Below are 17,287 nucleotides of genomic sequence, written 5' to 3' on the forward strand. Positions count from 1 at the left end.
CCTTTTGTCGATCACGCAGCGCGATAGGCGCTTTCAATGGGTCCAATTTGCGCGCCCGACCGGGCGATCATGCCCGCGAAACCCTCCCTCCGCGCGGCCGCGCACGCTTTTTCCAGCGCCGCGCCTTCAAGATCCGGCGCCATGTCGAAGGCGGGGAGACGCGCCGAGGCGGCGCCGAGCAGGAGGAGCGCGCGCGCCGCGTCTCTCGCGCCGCTCCCGCCCGGAAGAGTAGTCCCATCGAGTGCGAGCCCGGCGAGCCGCGTCGAGGCGTCCTTATATCCGCCGAGCGCGAAAACTCCCGCAGGGGTCTGCGCCGCGAGGGCGATTATCTTGACGCTTCCGGCGGGCAGACCGGCCGCCGCCTCCCGCACGGAAAGCTTCGCTGAAAGATGCTGGACATGCGCGCGCCCTTCGCAGCCTTCGAGGAAGACGCCGTCAAGTCCCGCTGCGACCAGCGCGATGAGATCGGCGTCGATCGCCGCGTCCGTCACCGGCGCGACTTGGACGAATAGTTGCGGCCGGTCAGCCGACGCCCGCGCGCGCTCGACAAACGCGCGCATCCAGCGCAGCGCCGCCTCACGGCTCTCGCCTTCGCCCGCCGGTTGCAGCAGCAGCGCCCCTGCCCTGCTTGCGAGCGCTATTTCCGCGCTTTCACGGCGCGCCGGAGAATGAATGAGAATCGAGCGCATCACATGTTGCTTTTCTTAAGCGCAGCCGCGCGCCCTTAAGTCAGAATTTACCATAAATCGCCATAGTCCTTTCACGTAAGCCGCTGCGTTAACCGAAGGTCGAGGCCCCCATGATCGTGCGTAATTTTCTGTCCTGGGCGCAGACGGCCAATGCGGCGCAACGCGCGGAGGGCGCCGGCGCTCTCGCCCGCGCCTATCTTTACTCCGATCTCCAAACGTCCGAACGCCGCGCGGCGGAAATCGCGCTGATGTCCTTGCTCGACGATCCCTCGCCGCTGGTGCGTCGCGCGCTCTCCGACAATTTCGCCAGCGCCGTCGATGCGCCGCACGCACTTGTCTCCGCCCTTGCGAGCGATCAGTCCGACGTCGCGACGCCGGTGCTGTCGCGCTCCCCTCTGCTGACCGAAGCCGAACTCATCGATTGCGCGGCGATCGGCGACCCTTTCGCGCAGAGCGCCATTGCGCTGCGCGCCCGCGTTCCCGCCGGCGTCTGCGCCGCGCTTGCGGAAATCGGCGCGCGCGAGGCGGCGATTTCGCTCGCGGTCAATCCGGGGGCGGATCTGCAGGAATTCTCCATGCGCCGCATGATCGAGCGCTTCGGCGAGGACGGCGAGATGCGCGAAGCGCTGCTTTCGCGCCCCTGGCTGCCCGCGACCGTACGCAACGACCTCGTCAATGCGACCGCCGCCGCGCTTTCCGCTTTCGTTATCGACGCCGGCTGGCTGACCAATGAACGCGCCGAGCGCCTGTCGCGTGAAGAGCGCGACAAGGCCAATGTGATCATCGTATCGGAAACCGCTGAACAGGACGGCCGTCACGGCGTGCGCGAGCTCGTCGTCCATTTGCGCGCCTCGCGCCAGCTCACGGCGAGTCTCGTTCTGCGCGCGCTGCTTTCCGGCAATCGCGACCTCTTCGAAGCCGCGCTCGTCGAACTCTCGGGCCTGCGCGAAGACAAGGTCGCGGGCCTGCTGCGCGACTTCCGAGGCGCCGGCTTCGCCGCTCTCTATCATCGCGCCGGCCTGCCGGAAAAATTCCTGCCCGCCTTCCGCGCCGCGCTCGAAGCGCAACGGGAATATGGCGACGTTCATGGCGGCGAGGCCCGCCTCTCGCTCGTAATGATCGAACGCGTGCTCACCGCTTGCGAAGAAATGAACGGCGGCGAACTCGACAGACTGATGGCCTTGCTGCGACGCTTCGAAATGGAAGCCGCCTTGGAGGAGGCCCGCTCCGAGGCCGCGCGCCTCACGGCGGAAGCGCAGGCGCCGTCGGTCGCGTCGCCAGCGAGTCACGTCGTGATCGACACCGCGCCGATCATCGACATGGCGGCGTTCGAAGCGGAGCTGATGCAAGTGGCGGCTTAAGAGCGCCTCTCGCCGCAGGCGGGAGAATGACCTTGATGCGCTCGGGCGATGCGAGGGCGGGAATACGGCGACGGGCGGCGACCTGAAAGTCGTAGCGTTACGCCGCTTTTCAATACCCGAACTGCTCCCGCAAAATCCGCTCCTCCAACGAATGGCCGGGATCGTGCAGCAGCATGAGATTGGCGTTGTGATCCATCTCGATGTCGACGAAAGCGACGTCCCGGAATTCGTCGTGGTCGGCGACGACGGAGACGGGCCGCTTGGCGGATTCGAGCACTTCCATCCTTATCTTCGCTGCGTCGGGCAGCAGGGCGCCGCGCCATCTGCGGGGGCGGAAGGGCGAGATGGGCGTCAGCGCCAATAAGGGAGAGTCGAGCGGCAGGATGGGGCCGTTGGCCGAAAGATTATAAGCGGTGGAGCCGGCGGGAGTGGAGACGAGCACGCCGTCTGTGATGAGTTCCGGCAGGCGCTCATGGCCGTTTATGAGAATGCGCAGTTTCGCGACCTGCGACGTCTGGCGCAGCAGCGAGACCTCGTTGATGGCGTGAGCGGAGAATTCGTCGCCGCGCACATTGGTGGCGTTCATCAGCAGCGGATGGATGATCGACGGCTTGGCCTCGGCGAGGCGCTTGCGCAGGCCAGACTCGCGATACTGATTCATCAGAAAGCCGACGGAGCCCCGGTTCATGCCGTAGATCGGCTTTCCCGTATCCATGTAGTTGTGGAGCGTGCGCAGCATGAGGCCGTCGCCGCCGAGCGCCACGATGCAGTCCGCGTCCTCGGGCGCGACGTCGCCATATTTCTCGACGAGACGCAGCCGCGCCTCGTCGGCCTCGGGCGTGCCGGAGGAGAGAAATGCAAGCTGCTTGAATGTGTTAGGCGAATCGCTCGAGGCGCCCATCTGCGGAAACCCTGTTGCTGGCGGCGCCCGCGTCGAAGGCCCGCCCTCTCGCATACACCGGCCGGCGGGCGCGGGAAACGCCTCAATTTCCGGCAGATGCACGCAATTTTAATCGAATGAGAAAAACACTCGAAAACCGGTTTCTTTATGAGTTGATGAGTCCAACCCAGGAGGGGGTTCATAGCCCGAAGCGGCATGGCTAAAATAGGTTTTCTCGCGAGCTTTCTCGCCGCCTTCATGACGATGGACGGCCATTTTTTCCATGGCGAGACCACTCGAACCGTGTTCGAGGGGTTGGTCCTGACCGGGCGCGCCGCGCATACGCAGGTCATGCGCGTCTTCAATCGTCGCTGAATCGGCTCAGGGGCCATCGCGCCACAGCCAGGCGGCTCCGCGCACGCCGCCGGAATCGCCGTGAACGTTGCGCAGGATTTTCGTGTCCAGAGCGTCTGTGAAAGCGTGCCTCGCCACGCGCGCCGTCAGCCCCTCATAGATGCGCGCAATATTCGACACGCCGCCGCCGAGCGCGATGACGTCGGGATCGAGTATGTCCACGATCATCGCCAACGCCCGCGACAGGCGGTCCTGATAGGCGTCGAGCGCCGCCAGCGCTTCGGCCTCTCCAGCGTCGGCGCGCGCGACGATTTCCTTGCTCGTGGCCTCGCCGCCCGAGACGCGCCGATATTCGCGCGAGAGACCCGCGCCGCAGAGAAAGGTCTCGATGCAGCCGTCATGCCCGCAAAAGCAACGCATGCCGGGATATTCCTCGCGCGTCATCCAGGGCAGAGGCGTGTGTCCCCATTCCCCGCCGATGTGATTGCGTCCGGCGACGATCTTGCCGTCGACCACCACGCCGCCGCCGACGCCCGTGCCGATGATGACGCCGAATACAACCCGCGTCCCCTGCCCCGCGCCGTCCACGGCTTCCGACAGCGCAAAACAATTGGCGTCGTTTTCGACGCGCACGGGGCGGCCGATCAGCTTTGCGAGATCGGCGTCCAAAGGCTTGCCGTTCACGACCTGCGTATTGGAGCCCTTGATGAAGCCGGTATGGGTCGAAAGCGAGCCCGGCGAGCCGACGCCGACCGCGCCGCGACGGCCGGTCTCCTGCTCGATCTCCCGCACGAGAGCGGCGATGGCGCGGAGAATTTCGTCGTAATCATGCGCCGGAGTCGAAACGCGGCGGCGCGCGCGGATGGCGCCGTCGCGATCGAGCGCGATAGCCTCGATCTTGGTGCCGCCGAGATCGACGCCTATTCGAATGTCGCTCATTGACGGCGGGCGCGATCGAGATGCTGCGCATGCTCGAGCGCCTTCTCGGACGCCGCGTCTATCTGCGCGGAATCGACATCGAGATCCTTCGTCATGGCGCCTGTGAAAATCGCGCCCGTGAAATCGGCGCCGGAAGCGTCGGCGTTCATCAGATTCGCCTGAGAGAAATCTGCGCCCGCCGCATGCAGGAAACGCAGATCGGCGCTCATCAGATTGGCCTTGCGAAACTGCGCGCCTTCGACGATCGCCGAGCGCAGCACGGCGCGCATCAATCCCATCGACTGGTTTTTCATGTCGGCGGAAAGATTTGCGTCGTTGAATTTCGCGCCGCGCAAGGTCGCGCCCGACATGTCGCCGGCGAGCCTCGCGCCCGTGAAATCCGCGCCGTCGCCGCGCATCTTCTGCATCTGCGCCGCGAAGGCGTGCGCGCCTTTGAGCGACGCGCCGGTGATATCGGCTTGCAGCATCCAGGCCTGATCGAGAATGGCGCCGTCGAGCTTCGCGCCGGAAAGGCGCGCCTTGTTCAAGCGCGCGGCGCGAAGATTGACGCCGGAGAGATCGAGCCCCGAAAGATCGAGGCCGTTGAGGCTCTTTCCAGAGAAGTCCGTCTGACCCGATTTCAACGCGGCCTCGACGTCGGCGCGGCTCATTTCCGATTGTGAATAGGCGGGCTGCGTAAGATCGACGCCCTGCAACATATCCTGCGCAAGCGCCGCGAATGGCGAGAGAAGCGCCGCAAGGCCCGCGCCGACGAGAAAACGCAATTTCATTTCAGTTCCGCTCCTTCCCCCGCCAGCGCCCGCGCCTGCTGAATCCATTTGTCCCGCTCGACGCGGCCGGGCGCGCCGATGGCGGCGCCGATCCATTTGGCGTTGTCGAGGTTCCACGCGGCGATCTGGTCATAATGGAAGACGCCGAGCGCGTTGAGCTTTACGAGACTCTTGGGACCGACGCCCTTGATGCGCGAAAGATCGTCCGGCGCGTCATTGCGTGGGCTTGAAAGGAGTTCCGGCCTGACGCCTTGCTTCTTCTTTGAAGGGGCCGGGGCGACGTCCGCCGCGCTCGCCGCGTCGACAGGCGCGCTCATTGTTACAGCATCCCAGGACGCCTCTTCATTCGCCGCCCGCGCATGTGAGGGAATGAGCGGTTCGGGCGATTCGACTCGAATCGGAGCAACGACGACAGGCGCCGGCGAGAGCCGCTTGGGTTGCGCCGCTCCGCCGCCAAACCCTTTCAGGAAGCCGCCGAGCGGAAGCCCCGCCGCATAAGCGAGGCTGAGCGCCAGCCCGATGTCGAAAACGGCGGCGTCACGGCCTTCGAGCGTTTCGGCGTAGGAAACGAAAATGGCGGAGCCGAGCGCGAGAAGACCGGCGACGACGATCCATCCGCCGGAGAAACTTGCGTCCCTGGCGCGCGTATAGGTCACGAACCCGATCAGCGCGCCAAGCGCGAATGCGCCTGCGAGCCATGGCCAGCCGAGCGTGAAGAGATGGATCATCTATGCGCCTCCTTCGCTCGCGGTCACTTCACGTTGAATTCGATGCGCCAGTTGCGGGCGCGGCTTTCGTCGCTGTCATTGGGGGCGATGGGCCGCTCGCTCCCATAGCCCATCGGCCAGACATGAAATGAATCGGCCCCGGCTTTCACAAAGCGGTCGACGACGGCGCTCGCGCGCTTCTTGCTGCGTTCCCGATCGACCTCGGGATCGCCGCCATTATCCGTATGACTCGCGACTTCGACTGGAACCGCTTTGCACCGCAACGCCGCCGCCGTCAGCGTGTCGATGAGCGCGGCGGCTTCGTCCGAGATCGCGTCGCTGGCGTCGAAACGGATCGGCGTCTTCGACAGTTCGGCGAAAGCGGCGCGGCAGCCCGCCGCATCGAGCGGCGCGCCGAGCGTGCGGGAAACGAGACGCGTCTCGCCAGCGAACCCCTTGGGCAGTCCGCTCTCGAAAGTCTTTTCGATCTCGTCGCGCGCGCCCTCGAAGCGCGCCGCGCCCGAAAGCGACGCCGTCGCGTCGCTGAGAGAAAGATTGCCGCTGTCCATGCGCGCCAGCGCGGCGAGGCCGGCGCCCGCCGCGTCGGCGAATTTATCCGGCGCGCCTTTCGCGATGGCGAGCTGATCCTCGACGATCGAGTCGAAGAAGCGGCGTCGCGCGCCCTCGACGATGCGGTTGCGCGTCGCCTCATCCGGCGCGAAACCGGCGAGGATCGTCTTGTAGCCTTCGCGCAGCGCCTGAAAGACGTATGGCGAAACCGGCCCCGGCGCGACCTCGACTTTCGCGAGTTCGAAACCTTCCGGCATGCGCGCTTTCAATTCGATCGTCAGCGTTTCAGCGCGGATATTTTCGCGGCCCTCGCCCTCGATCGTCAGACGGCCGTCCGTCAGCGACACTTTGCCGCTCGAGAGACGGCGCAACGCATCGAGCGCAAGTTCGAGCGCCGCGGCGAAGTCCCCCGACGGCGACGCGGCGTCGATCTTCGTCCCGTCGCTGACCGCGAGACCCGATCCGGCCGCCGCCGCCAACAGGACGGCGCGTTTCTGCAACGCGTCGTCGGGGAGCTTTCCGTCGAGCGCAATCAGGCTTTCGCCGAGCGTCGCTGAGAATATGTATGGCTCGCGCGGCGGCGGAGATGACGACGGCGACGGCGGCGAGGAGGAAGCGGCCGGCGGCGCGTCTTCGATCGCGTTGATGCGCCGCACGCCGTAATCCGCGCGCAGCGCAGCGATCTCTTTTGCGCCGGGCGCGGCGCCGGCGATGGCGACGTCGCGCCCCACTACGGCAACCTTCGCGGGGTCCAGCGACAGCCGCGCGGCGACCTTCTCCTTGAGCGTCGCCTCGATCTGCGGCGTCAGCGATTGCGCGGCGAAAAAAATGACGCCCGCCAGAACCGGCAGTCCGATCCACCATTTTTTGGGCTGGTGCATGAACGTCCCGTCCCCCTGGATTGAGAATCAGCAAAGACGCGCATCTTCTACGCATGGTTGCCGGGCGGATGCGGGAGTCAAGTGCGGACACAAAACAAGTGCGGACACAAAAAGAGGCGCGGCGATGGCCGCGCCCCGTGAGGCTGAGAGAAGAGAGTCCTGGGTCTCTGATTAAAAGAGATAGGATCAGTCGCGCCGCTTGCAAGCCGCCCCGGGCCAAGACCGCGCTCAATTACGAATAAGTAAGGGTGGCGCCATGACTTTTGGGACCAAGACCGGCGTCCCTAATCGGCCCGCGACGCGAATACGGCGCGATCAACGGCGCGATGGAAGGAAAGGCGCCATGCCGGCGCGCGCGAGTGCGTCGGCGCGTTCGTTCATCTCGTCGCCGGAATGTCCCTTGACCCAATGCCAGGCGACGTCGTGACGCTCTTCGGCCGCTTCCAGCCGCCGCCAGAGCTCGACATTCTTGACGGGCTTGCGGTCGGCCGTCTTCCAGCCGCGCGTCTTCCATCCCTTGATCCAGGAGGTGACGCCGCCGCGCACATATTGCGAGTCCGTATAAAGGTCCACGGCGCAGGGCCGCGTCAGCGCCTCGAGCGACATGATCGCCGCCATGAGCTCCATGCGGTTATTGGTGGTCGCGGCCTCGCCGCCCGACAATTCTTTTTCGACGTCGCCGAAGCGCAGGATGGCCCCCCAGCCGCCGGGGCCGGGATTTCCCGAACAGGCCCCGTCGGTCCAGATCGCGACGCGTTTCGTCATAGAAAGCCGTCGGCCGTCTGGTGGAAACGAAGCTTGGCGAGATATTCGCGCGGGTCTTTCGGCTTCACCAATGCGCCCTTCGGGACGTTCAGCCAATCGACATAGCGCGTCAGCAGGAACCGGATCGCCGCTCCGCGCGCCAGAGTCGGGAAGGCGTCGAGTTCCGCGGCGGTCAGCGGCCGCACGCGGCGATAGGCGGAAAGCAGCGCCGTCCCCTTCTCCGTTTCGAACCGATGCGCGTCGTCGAAGCACCAGGCGTTGAGGCAGATGGCGAGATCGTAGGCGTAGGCGTCGTTGCAGGCGAAGTAGAAGTCGATGACGCCGGACATTTTGTCGCCGAGGAAGAAGGCGTTGTCCGGAAAGAGATCGGCGTGAATGACCCCGCTCGGCAGGTTTCGCGGCCAGTTCTTCTCGAGATGGTCGAGTTCCGCTTCGACCGTCTCGCGCAGCCCGATCTCCACTTCATTCGCCCGCCCGGCTGACGGCGCGAAGAGCGGGCGCCACGAATCCACGGAAAGCGCATTGGCGCGCCGCCCTTCGAAATCGGCGGTGGCGAGATGCAGATGCGCAAGGGTCTCGCCCAACGCCGCGCAATGGGCGACCTCCGGATGGTGGACGGAATAACCGTCGAGAAACGTCACAATGACGGCGGGCCGTCCGGCAAGCCGCCCGAGCGGCGCGCCGGCGCGATTGCGCACCGGCTGCGGACAGGTGACGCCGCGCCGGGCGAGATGCTCCATCAGACCGAGGAAAAAGGGCAGATCCGCTTCGGCGACGCGCTTTTCATAAAGCGTGAGGATGAAACTGCCAGCGCTGGTGTGCAGATAATAGTTGGAGTTCTCGACCCCCTCCGCGATGCCCTTGCAGGAGAGGAGGTCGCCGATGTCATAGGTCGCAAGGAACGCGATCAGCTCGGCGTCGTCGACCTGAGTATAAACGGCCATGGGCGTCTTTCCGAGAGCAACGCCGCATCAGGCCATCGCCCGCAGCTCCTTTGGCAGCGGGAAGGAAACGCTCTCATCCGCCGTCGAGACGGTTTCGACGCTGATCTCATAGCGTTCGGCGAAAGCGTCCATGATCTCCTCGACCAGCACTTCGGGCGCCGAGGCGCCGGCGGTGATGCCGAGCGATGTGATGTTGCTGAAAAGCGCCCAATCGATCTCGCTCTTACCCTGCACGAGCTGCGCCGGCGCGCCCGCGCGCTCCGCGACTTCGCGAAGGCGCTGCGAATTGGACGAATTGGGCGAGCCCACGACGATGACCGCGTCGACATTCGGCGCAACTTCCTTCACCGCCGCCTGGCGATTGGTCGTCGCGTAGCAGATGTCTTCCTTATGGGGGCCGACGATCGCGGGAAAACGCTTGGTCAGCGCGCTGACGATTTCCTGAGAATCGTCGAGCGAAAGCGTGGTCTGCGTGACATAAGCGAGGTTCTTTTCATCGTCGAGGCTGAGATTCTTGATGTCCTCGACCGACTCGACGAGCACGACCGCGCCTTCCGGCAACTGACCCATCGTGCCGACGACCTCCGGATGGCCGGAATGGCCGACGAGCAACACGCGGCGCCCGCGCTTCCAGTGGATTTCAGCTTCGCGATGCACTTTCGTGACGAGGGGGCATGTCGCGTCGATGGCGAGGAGATTGCGCGACTGGGCTTCTGCCGAAACCGCCTTGGCGACGCCGTGAGCGGAGAAGATCACGGGCGCGTCCGTCTGCGGAATTTCTTCCAGCTCCTCGACGAATACCGCGCCCTTGGCCTTCAGCGACTCGACCACATAACGGTTGTGCACGATTTCATGGCGCACATAGACGGGCGGCCCGTATTTGGCGAGCGCGCGCTCGACCGCGTCGATGGCGCGCACGACGCCGGCGCAGAAGCCGCGGGGCGAGCAGAGAAGAATCTTGAGCGGCGGCTTGAGGCCACGGGGCTGAGCATTCATTGGGGCGCCTTCGGCACTGGGGCCGCGCGGCTGCGCCGGCGGCTTTCTGGCGTCTCGCCCGACAAGGGACGTCCGCCCATTTGTGGCGTCGAGTGGGTGGAAGCAATGTCGCGGCGGCCGGACTCTGTCAAGCGGGCAGCCGGGCCCGCGCCTGGATGCGCCCCCGGCTCGACCGGGCTACCGATTCCCGGATCATTGCGCTAGCATGGCGCCAGACCAATGAGACGGGAGATCAACTCCCCTCACAGTCAGCACAGCCAGCGGGAGAGAAGCATGTCCGATCTCGAATCCATTCTGTCTTCGGCGCAAGGCGGTCAGCTCGTCGCAAATCTGGCGCAACGCTTCGGTCTCTCCGACGAGCAGATCGACGCGGCCATCAAGGCGCTCGCGCCGGCGCTGGCGATTGGTCTGAACCGCGCTGCGGAGGAGCCGCAGGTCTTCGAAAAGACGGTCGGCGCGCTCGCGACGACCACCCGCTATTCCTTCTTCGACGATTCTGACGCCGCCCATAGCGACGATTCGGTCGAACTCGGCCGCGACCTCCTCTCCGAGCTCTTCGGCTCGCCCGCCGCGACCGGTCAGGTCTTGCAGGCGGCGGCCCGCGAATCCGGCGTGCGCCCCGACATTCTGAGCCAGCTTCTGCCGATCCTCGCCTCGGTGCTGCTCAGCGGCCTCACCAAATCGATCAATGAGAAGGGTCTCGGCGGCATTTTGGGACAGCTCGCCAATTCAGGCGCGCTGGGGCCGATGCTCGAGCAGATCCTCGGCGGCGGCGGCCCCGCGACCCCGCAGCCTTCGCCGGCTCCCCGCGGCGGCGCCGCGGGCGGCGGTCTTGGCGGCGGTCTTGGCGGCCTGCTCGGCGGCATTCTGGGCTCGCTGCTCGGCGGCCGCCGGGCTCCTCCCGGCGGGGGCATGGCGCCGCGCGGTCCGGGCGGCGGCCTCGATCGCGAAAGCCCGCTCGACGCGAATGCGGGCTCAGGCGGCTCCGGCCCCGCCGGCTTGCCGGCCGGCCTCGACCAGGCGTCCATCCAGGACGCCATCGAGCAAATCAAGAAGACGCTGCAAGTCGGCCAGAGCGCCGGCGGCCGCCCGTCCGGACAGGCCCCGTCGGACCTCGAGAACATTCTGGGTCAGATTCTCGGGAAGCGCTGATACGCCTTGCAACGGAGCGGCGCCGGCCTTTCGCCGACACAGACGGACGCGCGCGCGGGCGCGCGTCAGAATCAGAAATTGCCGATCAGCGGGCCGAAATACATTTTGGAGAGCGTGACGCCCGTCACCCGCGCGCCTGCGACGATCAGAACCGAGACCATGATCGCGATCACCGCGTATTCGACCGCGGTCGCGGCCCGCCTGTCGGCGATAAAAAGACGAACTGACCTGCGCATCGGGCCTCCATCTCAGCAATGGTAAAATAGAAAGCTGTCAAAAGATTTAATGCAGAGGCAGCGTTTCCCGCGCCCTCTTGGACGGGCCGTTCGCCCCGCCTCGGGCGCGACATTTCGGGCGCTCCGAGCGCCGCTCTTGCGTCAGGCCGGCTTTTCCGGCAATCCATCCGCGCCGGCCTCGCGCGTCATGAAGCGACGCGGCGCGGTCGTCCCGCCCCCGCCTTGCGCCCGCCCCTTCGGTCGTTCTGACCTACCTTATGGAAAATTCAGAGTAAAAATGGCTCGCGACGTTACAGATACGACCCCGATCGCGTCACGCGACGCGCTCGTGGAATGGCTCGCAGCCGGTTGCAAGACCTCCGGCGCGCCTCTTCGCGTCGGCACTGAGCACGAGAAAATCCCGTTCTACTCAGACACGCTCGCCCCGGTCCCCTATTCCTGCATCGACGGACGCTGCGGCGTCGGCCGCCTGCTCGAGGGCGTCCAGGAGGCGACGGGATGGGCGCCGATCATGGACCGCGACGCGCTGATCGGCCTCGCCCAGACCGATGGCGGCGGCGCCATCTCGATCGAGCCGGGCGGCCAGTTCGAGCTTTCCGGCGCCCCGCTTCTCGACATTCACGCGACCGATCAGGAACTCGGCGCGCATTTGTCCGCGCTGGCGGGCGTCGCGCATTCGCTGGGCGTCCAGTTCCTCGATCTCGGCGCCAGCCCCAGATGGTCGCGCGCCGAGACGCCGGTCATGCCCAAGCAGCGCTACGAGATCATGGCGGCCTATATGCCGAAGGTCGGTTCGCGCGGACTCGACATGATGTTCCGCACCGCGACAATCCAAGCCAATCTCGACTTCACCAGCGAAGCCGACATGGTCGAGAAGGTCCGCGTCGGGCTTGCCCTGCAACCGCTCGTCACGGCGCTTTTCGCCAATTCGCCCTTCCTCGACGGCAAGCCGACGGGGCGCCTGTCGCAGCGCTCCTATATCTGGCTCGATACGGACGCCGACCGCACGGGCATGTTGCCTTTCGCCTTCGAAGACGGTTTCGGCTTCGAGCGCTATGTGGATTACGCGCTCGACGTGCCGATGTATTTCGTCAAGCGCGGCGATTTCTATCACGACGTCGCGGGCGCGAGTTTCAGGGACCTGCTCGAAGGTCGCCTGCCGCAGCTTCCCGGCGAGCGCGCGGTCATGTCGGATTGGGCGAACCACCTCTCGACCATCTTTCCCGAGGTGCGGATCAAGACATATCTCGAAATGCGCGGCGCCGATGGCGGCCCACGCGCGCATATGACGGCTTTGCCGGCGCTTTTCGCCGGCCTCTTTTATGACTACGCCGCATTGGATCAGGCGCGCCAGCTCAGCAGGAATTGGGACGCGGCGGCGCGGCAGAAATTGCGAGAGGACGCGCCCGGTCTCGCGCTCGACGCCAGGATCGACAACCGGAGCCTGCGCGAGATCGGCCGCGACGTGCTCGCCATCGCGGCGGCGGGACTGAAGCGCCGCGCCTATCGCAACGCACAGGGCGCGGACGAGACGATATATCTGGCGCCTTTGGAGAAGATCGTCAGCGAAGGCCGCACCCTCGCTCAACGGCGCCTCGATCTCTATCACGGCGCCTGGGGCGGCTCGGTCGACGGCGCCTTCAGAGACTGCGTCATTCCTCTCTGAGGATCAGCCAAAAAAACCCGCCGGATTGGCGGGTTTTTTTGCGCTCGGTCTCGAACTCAGCGGGGGAAGAGATCGTTCAGTCCGAACGGCGCCATTGGCTGGAGATGGGCGGCGCGTTGCACGCCGTCGGCGAGAGCGGCGTAACCCATCGGCGCCGCCGGCGCGCGCGCGATATTGTCGACCCTGACATGGCCGCCAATCTTGACGCAGCCGTTCGACCCCGCGACCGCGACATAGTCGGAGCCATAACGCGCGCAGTGGTTGGAAGCTTCGGCCTTTGCGGCGGATACGGAAAGAGACGCCGCAAACGCAACGGCTCCTGTAAGGGCGAGGGCGCGGGCGCGGGAATCGGCAAACATCATGTGGCGGTCAGCCTCTATTCCGATTGCGACGTCGTGCGGACTCGCAATCTCGAACCCAGAAAATCACGGCAAAAGCGGCCTTGAGGAGACATCGTCCGACTCGCCTTTGCGATTTGGGCACTACACCCAAACATCGTGGCAGCATCGTGTCTCGATCTGTTGAAACCCGATCACTGTTGTGGAATAGCAACACATGCAGATTTATTTTTAGTAAACGAGCAAGAACTGGTTAAGTAGCGCTTACAAAGCGTTACTGCGCCAGTCGCCGATAGCGGCCTGAAGGATGGCGAGCGCGGCGACGGCCGCCGTGTCGGCGCGAAGCACGCGCGGCCCCAGAGAGAGAGTCACGACGTTCGGAGCCCGCGCAATCGATGCGCGTTCGGCGTCGTCGAAACCTCCTTCGGGTCCGATGAGCAGACTGACGCCCTGCGCCTTTTTCTCGAAGAGCGCCTCGTAGGGATTCGCGATGGCGGCGTCCTCGTCGCAGAAGACGAGCAGCCGCTCTTGTGGAAAGGCCGCGAGAAAATCCGTCAGCTCCACGGCCTCCAAAACGTCCGGCACGGTCAAAATGCCGCATTGCTCCGCCGCCTCGACGGCGTTGGCTCTCAAACGCGCCGCATTCACCTTGCGCACCTGCGTGCGGCGCGTGATGACGGGGACGAGGCGGCCCGTCCCCATTTCAGTGGCTTTCTGCGCCATATAATCGAGCCGCGCCTGCTTGAGCGGCGCGAAACAATAATCGAGGTCCGCCCCCTTGCTTTGCGCCCTCGTCATTCTTTCGACGCGCAATTTCGCGGAGCGCCTGGTCGCCTCGGCGATGACGGCGAGGAACTCGCCGTCGCGGCCGTTGAAGACGAGGACCGCGTCGCCTTCGCGCAGGCGCAGGACGTTGAGAAGGTAATTGAGCGCTTCGGCCGGCGGAACGAAAGCGAGGCCGGGGGCCAACGGAGCCTCTACAAAGAGGCGTTGCGCGGAAAAATCATAATGTGACAAGATGGAGCCCTGTCCGGCGCGACGATAGGATCGTCCGCCTCATTTTGGCCGTTTTGAACCGGCCGCTTTGCCTGCGGGCGGACAGGTTGGCCAAAACTTGCGTGAGCGGCAAGCCTGCTGTTAACACAAGGGCAACATTTGAAACTGGATCCTAGCGAATGAAGATCAGCGCCGCGTCCTTCTCGCGCTCCGTCTTGGGCTTATCTCTGCTTGCGCTCGTCGCGGGCGCGAACGTCGCCCATGCGCAGTCCTGCCAGGAAGACTTCCAGAAGCTGACCCAGCGGCGCATGGCGCAGATCCAGGCGCTGAACAGCCTCGGCAAGGCCGGCAAGGGCAAGATGGACCCCAACGCCGCCTGCCCCACCGCGAAGAAGCTTGTCGGCATCGAGAACGAGATGCTCGGCTATATGACGAAGAACAAGGAATGGTGCGCCATTCCCGACAATGTCATTGACGGCTTCAAGCAGGCCGGCGCCAAGACCAAGAATTTCGCCAGCCAGGCCTGCAGCGTCGCCGCGAAGATGAAACAGATGCAGCAGCAGCAGCGTGAACAGGCGGCCAATGGCGGCGGAATGGGCGCGCCGCCCAAGCTTCCGTCGGGACCGTTGTGAGCCTCACGCAGGAGAGCGGCGACGCCGACGCCGCGCTGCCCGATTCCCAGAAAGACCACCCGCTTTGGCGTCATGCGCCGGCGAGCCTGCGTCCCTATGTCCAACTTGCGCGCCTGGATCGCCCCGTCGGCTGGTGGCTGCTGCTGCTTCCCTGCTGGGAATCGAGCGCAATGGCCTCGGCGGCGCTGCGTCAGGGCCCGAATTTCTGGCATCTGACGCTGTTCTTCATCGGCGCCGTCGTCATGCGCGGCGCAGGCTCGACCTATAATGACTATGTCGATCGGGAGATCGACGCGAAGGTCGAGCGCACGCGCAACCGGCCTTTGGCGAGCGGGCGCGTCAGTCCGCGCGCCGCGTTGTGGTTCATCGTCGTGCAATGCCTCGTCGGGCTTTTCGTGCTGCTCTCTTTCAACGGCTACACGATCGCGCTCAGTTTTCTCTCGCTGCTGATCGTCGCCGTCTATCCCTTCGCGAAACGCTTCACCTCCTGGCCGCAGGCGATCCTTGGCTTCGCCTTCGCCTATGGCGCGTTGCTCGGCTGGACGGCGATCGCTGGCGCGCTGGCCGCTCCGGCCCTGCTTCTCTATGCGAGCTGCATCCTCTGGACGATCGGCTTCGACACGATCTACGCGCTGCAGGACGTACGCGACGACGCCATCGCCGGCGTGCGCTCGACGGCGCGTCTCTTCGGCGCGCAGGTCAAGCGCGCGGTCGGCGGACTTTATGCGGGCTCCGTGCTATGCGCGGCGCTTGCCGCCCATATGATCGGCGGGGGGCTGTTTTCCTATCTCGGCGTCGCCGCCTATGCCGCGCATCTCGCCTGGCAGATCTCGCTGACGCGCGAGGATGCGGCACCCGGCGCGGCGCTGATGCTCTTCCGCTCAAATCGGGACGCCGGGCTGCTGCTCTTCGCGGGCTTCTTTACGCAGAGCCTTTTAAATCTGCTCTAAGCCCGGCCGCTTTGCGGACTCCTCATTTATCCAATTCTCTCTTCGCGTCGAGACAGGAGTCGAGTTGGGTTTTGTTCATTTCCCAATAGGAGGCGTTGCAAAGGGCCTGGTAGCGGCTGCTGTTGAAAAACGACCAAAGATTGTAGGCCATAAGCAGGAGCGCCAGAACAAACGCGCCTTTGACCAGATTGTTGAAGCGCATCATCGGGTCGGAGTCGGACTTCGCCATGGCTGCCTCCACTTGCCTCGAATTTTATGCCTTCGCCGGACGCCGTCAATCCGCGCTCAGTCGAGAGTCTGGCGGAACCGCATCACGGCGACGCTCATCGCGACAAGCGCGAAGAGCGCCAAGGCGCCGGCGTCCGCCGCCAAATCCGAAAAACCCGAGCCTTTGAGCATGACCGACCGGACAATGCGCAAATAATGCGTGAGCGGCAGGGTCTCGCCGAGATATTGCGCCCAAATCGGCATGCCATAAAAGGGAAAGAGGAAGCCCGAGAGCAGCATGCTCGGCAGAAAGAAAAAGAAGGTCATCTGGATCGCCTGAAGCTGGTTCGCGGCGATGGTCGAGAGCGTATAGCCCATCGACAGATTGGCGACGATGAACAGCAGCGTCAGCGGCACGAGCACGAAGAGCGAGCCGACGATCGGCACATGGAACAGGAAGGATGCGACGATCAGGATCGTCGCCATCTGCACGCCGCCGACGAGCACATAGGGCGTGATCTTGCCGAGCATGATCTCGACCGGCTTCACCGGCATGGCGAGCAGCGCCTCCATCGTCCCGCGTTCGATCTCGCGCGTCACGGAAAGCGCCGTATAGATCAGCATCGTCATCGTCAGGATCGTGCCGATGAGCCCGGGGACGATATTGCGCCGCGCCTCGCCGGCGGGATTGTAGCGGCGCTGCACCTGCAGATCGAAAGGCGGCGCGGTTTGCGCCAGCGATGCGAGCGGCCCCGTCAATTCACGGTCGAGCGCCTGACTGGCCGCGCCGAGCGCCGCCGCCACCGCCACGCCCGTCGCCGTCGGGTCGGTCGCGTCGGCGACGATCAGGAGCGACGGACGTTCGCCGCGCACGAGACGGCGCGAAAAGTCCGGCGGTATCTGGATAACGAATTGCGCGCGGTTGGAGAGGATGTATTCGTCCGCGTCCGCCTCGCCCGTCGCGATATATTTGATGTTGAAATAATCCGTCGCCCGCAATGCGCCGACCACCGCGCGCGCCATCGGGCTGTCGTCGGAAACGAGCACCGCCGTCGGCAGATGCTTGGGATCCGTGTTGATGGCGTAGCCGAAGAGCAGAAGCTGGATGAGCGGAATGCCGACGATCATGCCGAGCGTCGGCCGATCACGCCGAAGCTGGATGAACTCCTTCACGAACATGGCGACGAGACGCTGCCAGGATTGCGCAAGAGCGCCGCGCCGCGCCGGCTGCGTTTCCATTCGCGTGGGCGCGTC

The 17,287-nt window shown here is 65.0% G+C and carries 20 protein-coding genes; 6 read left to right on the forward strand and 14 right to left on the reverse strand.

Annotated features, from left to right (window positions below; genetic code table 11):
- Window positions 1-11: 11 nt before the first annotated feature.
- Window positions 12-689, reverse strand: coding sequence for a hypothetical protein (locus MMG94_RS07075; RefSeq protein ID WP_016921588.1), 678 nt, complete (start codon window positions 687-689; stop codon window positions 12-14).
- Window positions 690-799: 110 nt separating this feature from the next.
- Here MMG94_RS07075 and MMG94_RS07080 point away from each other — a divergent pair, with 110 nt between their 5' ends.
- The gene (locus tag MMG94_RS07080; RefSeq protein ID WP_016921589.1) at window positions 800-2,050 is read left to right on the forward strand and encodes a DUF2336 domain-containing protein; all 1,251 of its coding nucleotides are present in this window, start codon (window positions 800-802) and stop codon (window positions 2,048-2,050) included.
- A 109-nt stretch (window positions 2,051-2,159) separates the two neighbouring features.
- Here the strand turns inward: MMG94_RS07080 and MMG94_RS07085 are convergent, their stop codons facing one another.
- Window positions 2,160-2,951: an NAD kinase gene (locus MMG94_RS07085; RefSeq protein WP_016921590.1), complete on the reverse strand. Its 792-nt coding sequence runs from the start codon at window positions 2,949-2,951 to the stop codon at window positions 2,160-2,162.
- Window positions 2,952-3,146: 195 nt separating this feature from the next.
- Here MMG94_RS07085 and MMG94_RS07090 point away from each other — a divergent pair, with 195 nt between their 5' ends.
- Window positions 3,147-3,305, forward strand: coding sequence for a hypothetical protein (locus tag MMG94_RS07090; RefSeq protein ID WP_016921591.1), 159 nt, complete (start codon window positions 3,147-3,149; stop codon window positions 3,303-3,305).
- Window positions 3,306-3,311: 6 nt separating this feature from the next.
- Here MMG94_RS07090 and MMG94_RS07095 read toward each other — a convergent pair whose 3' ends face one another.
- The 7 genes from MMG94_RS07095 to ispH all read right to left on the reverse strand — a co-directional run bounded on the left by MMG94_RS07095 (window position 3,312) and on the right by ispH (window position 9,856).
- Entirely contained in the window at window positions 3,312-4,223 is a 912-nt protein-coding gene (locus MMG94_RS07095) for an ROK family protein (RefSeq protein WP_016921592.1), read from the reverse strand.
- Window positions 4,220-4,993: a pentapeptide repeat-containing protein gene (locus tag MMG94_RS07100; protein ID WP_016921593.1), complete on the reverse strand. Its 774-nt coding sequence runs from the start codon at window positions 4,991-4,993 to the stop codon at window positions 4,220-4,222. Before MMG94_RS07100 ends, MMG94_RS07095 begins: the two co-directional genes overlap by 4 nt.
- Window positions 4,990-5,721: a hypothetical protein gene (locus tag MMG94_RS07105; protein ID WP_016921594.1), complete on the reverse strand. Its 732-nt coding sequence runs from the start codon at window positions 5,719-5,721 to the stop codon at window positions 4,990-4,992. The genes MMG94_RS07100 and MMG94_RS07105 overlap by 4 nt, the downstream gene beginning before the upstream one ends.
- Before the next feature lie 23 nt (window positions 5,722-5,744).
- A complete protein-coding gene (locus MMG94_RS07110; RefSeq protein WP_016921595.1) occupies window positions 5,745-7,151 on the reverse strand; it encodes an OmpA family protein in 1,407 nt (468 codons plus the stop codon).
- Between the two features lie 315 nt (window positions 7,152-7,466).
- Window positions 7,467-7,916 carry a ribonuclease HI gene (gene rnhA, locus MMG94_RS07115; RefSeq protein ID WP_016921596.1) on the reverse strand — a complete coding sequence of 150 codons (450 nt, stop codon included), beginning with the start codon at window positions 7,914-7,916 and terminating at the stop codon, window positions 7,467-7,469.
- Window positions 7,913-8,860, reverse strand: a complete 948-nt coding sequence (gene thrB, locus MMG94_RS07120) for a homoserine kinase (RefSeq protein WP_016921597.1) — start codon at window positions 8,858-8,860, stop codon at window positions 7,913-7,915. The genes rnhA and thrB overlap by 4 nt, the downstream gene beginning before the upstream one ends.
- Before the next feature lie 27 nt (window positions 8,861-8,887).
- Window positions 8,888-9,856, reverse strand: a complete 969-nt coding sequence (ispH, locus tag MMG94_RS07125; protein WP_016921598.1) for a 4-hydroxy-3-methylbut-2-enyl diphosphate reductase — start codon at window positions 9,854-9,856, stop codon at window positions 8,888-8,890.
- A gap of 273 nt (window positions 9,857-10,129) precedes the next feature.
- On the opposite strand from ispH, the gene MMG94_RS07130 reads away from it, so the two are divergent.
- Window positions 10,130-11,008 (forward strand): DUF937 domain-containing protein, encoded by an 879-nt coding sequence (locus tag MMG94_RS07130; RefSeq protein ID WP_016921599.1) that lies wholly within the window; start codon window positions 10,130-10,132, stop codon window positions 11,006-11,008.
- Between the two features lie 71 nt (window positions 11,009-11,079).
- Here the strand turns inward: MMG94_RS07130 and MMG94_RS07135 are convergent, their stop codons facing one another.
- On the reverse strand, window positions 11,080-11,244 hold the full coding sequence (locus tag MMG94_RS07135) for a Flp family type IVb pilin (protein WP_016921600.1): 165 nt from the start codon (window positions 11,242-11,244) through the stop codon (window positions 11,080-11,082).
- A 277-nt stretch (window positions 11,245-11,521) separates the two neighbouring features.
- On the opposite strand from MMG94_RS07135, the gene MMG94_RS07140 reads away from it, so the two are divergent.
- Window positions 11,522-12,910, forward strand: a complete 1,389-nt coding sequence (locus MMG94_RS07140) for a glutamate--cysteine ligase (RefSeq protein WP_026016497.1) — start codon at window positions 11,522-11,524, stop codon at window positions 12,908-12,910.
- A gap of 56 nt (window positions 12,911-12,966) precedes the next feature.
- Here MMG94_RS07140 and MMG94_RS07145 read toward each other — a convergent pair whose 3' ends face one another.
- Both MMG94_RS07145 and MMG94_RS07150 read right to left on the reverse strand, forming a co-directional pair.
- Window positions 12,967-13,272: a hypothetical protein gene (locus MMG94_RS07145; RefSeq protein WP_016921602.1), complete on the reverse strand. Its 306-nt coding sequence runs from the start codon at window positions 13,270-13,272 to the stop codon at window positions 12,967-12,969.
- Window positions 13,273-13,512: 240 nt separating this feature from the next.
- Entirely contained in the window at window positions 13,513-14,265 is a 753-nt protein-coding gene (locus MMG94_RS07150; RefSeq protein WP_026016498.1) for a 16S rRNA (uracil(1498)-N(3))-methyltransferase, read from the reverse strand.
- Between the two features lie 158 nt (window positions 14,266-14,423).
- Between MMG94_RS07150 and MMG94_RS07155 the strand changes: the two genes are divergently transcribed.
- Window positions 14,424-14,876, forward strand: coding sequence for a hypothetical protein (locus MMG94_RS07155; RefSeq protein ID WP_016921604.1), 453 nt, complete (start codon window positions 14,424-14,426; stop codon window positions 14,874-14,876).
- Window positions 14,873-15,826 carry a 4-hydroxybenzoate octaprenyltransferase gene (gene ubiA, locus MMG94_RS07160; protein ID WP_016921605.1) on the forward strand — a complete coding sequence of 318 codons (954 nt, stop codon included), beginning with the start codon at window positions 14,873-14,875 and terminating at the stop codon, window positions 15,824-15,826. Before MMG94_RS07155 ends, ubiA begins: the two co-directional genes overlap by 4 nt.
- A 22-nt stretch (window positions 15,827-15,848) precedes the next feature.
- Here ubiA and MMG94_RS07165 read toward each other — a convergent pair whose 3' ends face one another.
- Together MMG94_RS07165 and MMG94_RS07170 are read right to left on the reverse strand one after the other, a co-directional pair.
- The gene (locus tag MMG94_RS07165) at window positions 15,849-16,055 is read right to left on the reverse strand and encodes a hypothetical protein (protein ID WP_016921606.1); all 207 of its coding nucleotides are present in this window, start codon (window positions 16,053-16,055) and stop codon (window positions 15,849-15,851) included.
- Window positions 16,056-16,111: 56 nt separating this feature from the next.
- A complete protein-coding gene (locus tag MMG94_RS07170; RefSeq protein WP_026016499.1) occupies window positions 16,112-17,272 on the reverse strand; it encodes an ABC transporter permease in 1,161 nt (386 codons plus the stop codon).
- Window positions 17,273-17,287: the final 15 nt, after the last annotated feature.

The organism is Methylocystis parvus OBBP (genome assembly GCF_027571405.1).
Classification (GTDB): Bacteria; Pseudomonadota; Alphaproteobacteria; order Rhizobiales; family Beijerinckiaceae; genus Methylocystis; species Methylocystis parva.

Coding starts and splice junctions, on each gene's coding strand:
- MMG94_RS07075 (WP_016921588.1), bottom strand. CDS start 689: ATGCGCTCGATTCTCATTCATTCTCCGGCGCGCCGTGAAAGCGCGGAA.
- MMG94_RS07080 (WP_016921589.1), top strand. CDS start 800: ATGATCGTGCGTAATTTTCTGTCCTGGGCGCAGACGGCCAATGCGGCG.
- MMG94_RS07085 (WP_016921590.1), bottom strand. CDS start 2,951: ATGGGCGCCTCGAGCGATTCGCCTAACACATTCAAGCAGCTTGCATTT.
- MMG94_RS07090 (WP_016921591.1), top strand. CDS start 3,147: ATGGCTAAAATAGGTTTTCTCGCGAGCTTTCTCGCCGCCTTCATGACG.
- MMG94_RS07095 (WP_016921592.1), bottom strand. CDS start 4,223: ATGAGCGACATTCGAATAGGCGTCGATCTCGGCGGCACCAAGATCGAG.
- MMG94_RS07100 (WP_016921593.1), bottom strand. CDS start 4,993: ATGAAATTGCGTTTTCTCGTCGGCGCGGGCCTTGCGGCGCTTCTCTCG.
- MMG94_RS07105 (WP_016921594.1), bottom strand. CDS start 5,721: ATGATCCATCTCTTCACGCTCGGCTGGCCATGGCTCGCAGGCGCATTC.
- MMG94_RS07110 (WP_016921595.1), bottom strand. CDS start 7,151: ATGCACCAGCCCAAAAAATGGTGGATCGGACTGCCGGTTCTGGCGGGC.
- rnhA (WP_016921596.1), bottom strand. CDS start 7,916: ATGACGAAACGCGTCGCGATCTGGACCGACGGGGCCTGTTCGGGAAAT.
- thrB (WP_016921597.1), bottom strand. CDS start 8,860: ATGGCCGTTTATACTCAGGTCGACGACGCCGAGCTGATCGCGTTCCTT.
- ispH (WP_016921598.1), bottom strand. CDS start 9,856: ATGAATGCTCAGCCCCGTGGCCTCAAGCCGCCGCTCAAGATTCTTCTC.
- MMG94_RS07130 (WP_016921599.1), top strand. CDS start 10,130: ATGTCCGATCTCGAATCCATTCTGTCTTCGGCGCAAGGCGGTCAGCTC.
- MMG94_RS07135 (WP_016921600.1), bottom strand. CDS start 11,244: ATGCGCAGGTCAGTTCGTCTTTTTATCGCCGACAGGCGGGCCGCGACC.
- MMG94_RS07140 (WP_026016497.1), top strand. CDS start 11,522: ATGGCTCGCGACGTTACAGATACGACCCCGATCGCGTCACGCGACGCG.
- MMG94_RS07145 (WP_016921602.1), bottom strand. CDS start 13,272: ATGATGTTTGCCGATTCCCGCGCCCGCGCCCTCGCCCTTACAGGAGCC.
- MMG94_RS07155 (WP_016921604.1), top strand. CDS start 14,424: ATGAAGATCAGCGCCGCGTCCTTCTCGCGCTCCGTCTTGGGCTTATCT.
- MMG94_RS07165 (WP_016921606.1), bottom strand. CDS start 16,055: ATGGCGAAGTCCGACTCCGACCCGATGATGCGCTTCAACAATCTGGTC.
- MMG94_RS07170 (WP_026016499.1), bottom strand. CDS start 17,272: ATGGAAACGCAGCCGGCGCGGCGCGGCGCTCTTGCGCAATCCTGGCAG.